This window comes from Frankia sp. CcMO1, from assembly GCF_977945845.1.
This window is the reverse complement of record NZ_CDWTMG010000389.1, coordinates 1-2757: the sequence shown is the minus strand read 5'-3', so window position 1 is coordinate 2757 and position 2757 is coordinate 1. Positions and strand designations below refer to the sequence as shown.

Here is a 2757-nt window from a genome sequence, read left to right as displayed (position 1 = left end):
CCCTAGTCGTCACAGCGGCCTCCCCCGCCCGATCCGACCAGTGGTCCGACCAGTGGAAGGAAGCACGGGAGGGGACGACGCGGGAAGCCGGCCGGTGGCCCGGGGGTCGGGCAGGCAGGCGGACGAACGCTGCATGAGAACCGACCATAACGGCGGAAGGTTACGTGGATGTTCATCGAGACGGACGCTCAGTGACGTAGTTCTGATCTTGCTTGGCGGCGGCGTTCATCACCTCACCTGCGCTATCTCACCTGCGTTATCGCCAGCTTCCACCCGCACCGACCCAGGCCGACACCCCCACCATCACCCAGAGTTACCTTACCGATGCTGGCACGAACTGCGGAGAGGGAGGCGACAGGTTTGAGGTGGACATGTCAGGGCCGGGTGTAGAGGGCGCAGCCCCATCCGGCCAGCGTGCGCAGCGGGAACGGCAGCCGGCAGCCGAGATCGGCTGCGGCCGTGTCCACCGCGGCCAGCTCTCCCAGCACCGCCTCCCAGGGCGCGTCACTCATCACCCCGAGCAGGGGCAGCGCGCACGCCGCCCGCACCCAGCCCTGGTCGACCACCACATAGCCCCCGCCCATGCCCTCGATGGCCCGGGCGGCGGTCACCATGTCGTCGTCCCGTGCCCCGACGACGATCAGATGCCCCGGCGGCTCCGCCGTCGTGACCGCGAGCGCGCCCCGGGTCAGCCCGCACCCGCGGAGCATCCCGACGTCGATCTCGTCCGAGGAGCCGTCCCGACCGAAAATTGCGATCTTGAGAAGGTCCCGGGACGGATCGGCCACCGCCCAGCCGTCCCGCAGGGTGGGTTCCACCCGCACGGTACGGAGCCCACGCGGGCGGGAGAGGTCGGAGACCTGGCCCGTCCCGGTCATCCGCAACGCCCGCGCTGGTCCACCGACGGGCGGCGCCGTCCCCGGGTCGCGAGGGGGATCGACGCTCACCACGACCACACTGGCATCTTGCCGGTGGGACCGTCGCAGGCCGGGTGATGTGAAGGAGCCGGCGTGCAGGTTCGCCGGGAGTCGTGTCCGGCCGGTGGCCCAGGCGGGCGAGATGTCGAGGTTGTCGAACAGGGGTCGGCCGCATTCCGCGGCGATCCGGCCACCCGCCACCACCACGTCGGGCGGCGCGGTTCCGGCCAGGGAGGAGACGACCTGGAGATCGGCGAAGCGGGTGGGCGCGATCGACCCCAGGGTGGGTTCCAGATCGTGCCTGCGGGCGGGGAGCAGGGAGAACCGCCGGATGGCGTCGATCTGGCCCATCCCCCGACCGACCGCAAGTCGCACGTCGTAATCGAGATGCCCGATCGTGGCGAGCTCCGCGACCGATCTGGCCCTGCCCCGGACCGGCTCGGCCCCGCTGTCGGCCGCCCGCAGCAGACCGCCGGCCTCCGTGGCGGACGACTTGACGGGCGCCGCCCCTACCGAGGACAGCGCGGTCAGCGCGGAGGCGGGCGGTATCGGAGGCACCTCGACGACCGGGGCGGCGGGCGCCCCGGTCCCGGGAACCTGCCCCGCTCGGACCAGCACCCGCAACGGGGTCGAGGATCCCGTCACCAGATCCACACCGCGCAGACCGCCCAGCGCGACCAGGACGGCCGGGTCGGTCACCAGGGTGGCGGTTCCCCGCGGGACGATCAGGCGAGCCAGTTCTCCCGGAGTGAGCAGCGTCTCCTCGACGCGCAGGCCGGCGTCGACATAGGCCGGCAGGACGAATCTGCCGGCGGCGTCGAGCGAGCGCCGACCCGCCAACGTTCCCGGCTTCGTGACTGCGGCGATGTAGCACCCCACGATCAGGATGTCCCGCGCGGCCACGGCACCGCTGTGGACGGCGACGACAAGCCCACCGCGTACGACGAGGTCGGCCTCCTCCTCACCCGCGGCCACCCGACGCAGTCGAGCGAGCTGTGCCTCGGACGGACGCAGCAGGTCCGCGCCGACCACGGGTACCTGCCCGGTCGGACCAGTAGCCGCCGCCGGATCACGCGGGTCGGCCGCGGGAGCGGTGGTGGAGAAGGTCGTGTTCGACGCCGCCGTGCGGGCCGGGGTCGCCGATCGGTGGGGCGTGGCAGACGCCGATCGGTGGGGCGTGGCAGAGGAGACGGTCGGCTGGGGCGCCCGTCCGGACACCGTCATCAGCCGGAGTCCCCGACTGGAGCGTTCGGCGTTCATGGCGGCCTCTCGTCTGCCGGTCAGCACCGAGGCTGCACCCGATGGCGGCACGCCCGGAAGAGGATCACGTATGACCAACGGCGAAATCACCCCCATTACTTCCTTTACTCCAGAACAAGCCGGGTGCCCCCGGAGCCGGCGGACCAGCACCGCCCGCCGGGAGGGCGGCGATGGCGTGATTGTTGTTTGCCACGTGTCATTACCCGCCATGCGCCGAAACCGGCCGGTAACGCAGGTGGAACACCATGTTGACCAGAGACGGGAAGAACACGGCGATCCCGGCGATCATGCCGACCGCGGCACGGCCCCGCCCGAAGACCAGTGCGAGCAACCGAACCCCTGTCAGCCTCATCCCGGGCGCACCCCCACCTGCCGGTCGGTCCGACCGGCCCGAGCGGTTCCCCGGACGTTAGAAAGAAGGCGTATCGGTCCCATCGCGCCCGGGTGAATTACCAGTAACTCCATTCTTGCTGTTGACGGAACCACACTCCCGCGGCGTCCCCGGCAATGTCGGGACGGAAACCTGGACGAAACTTTTCTTGGGCTTCGGGAGTGTCGCCGTTCACCTGACCGTCACATT

General features: G+C 70.7%; 2 protein-coding genes. Both read right to left on the bottom strand.

Going from position 1 to position 2757, the window contains the following annotated elements; all coding sequences use genetic code 11:
* Positions 1 to 374: 374 nt before the first annotated feature.
* Positions 375 to 2177 carry an adenine deaminase C-terminal domain-containing protein gene (locus tag AC08OU_RS24245; RefSeq protein WP_476605905.1) on the bottom strand — a complete coding sequence of 601 codons (1803 nt, stop codon included), beginning with the start codon at positions 2175 to 2177 and terminating at the stop codon, positions 375 to 377.
* A gap of 199 nt (positions 2178 to 2376) precedes the next feature.
* Positions 2377 to 2529, bottom strand: a complete 153-nt coding sequence (locus AC08OU_RS24240) for a hypothetical protein (RefSeq protein WP_476602340.1) — start codon at positions 2527 to 2529, stop codon at positions 2377 to 2379.
* Positions 2530 to 2757: the final 228 nt, after the last annotated feature.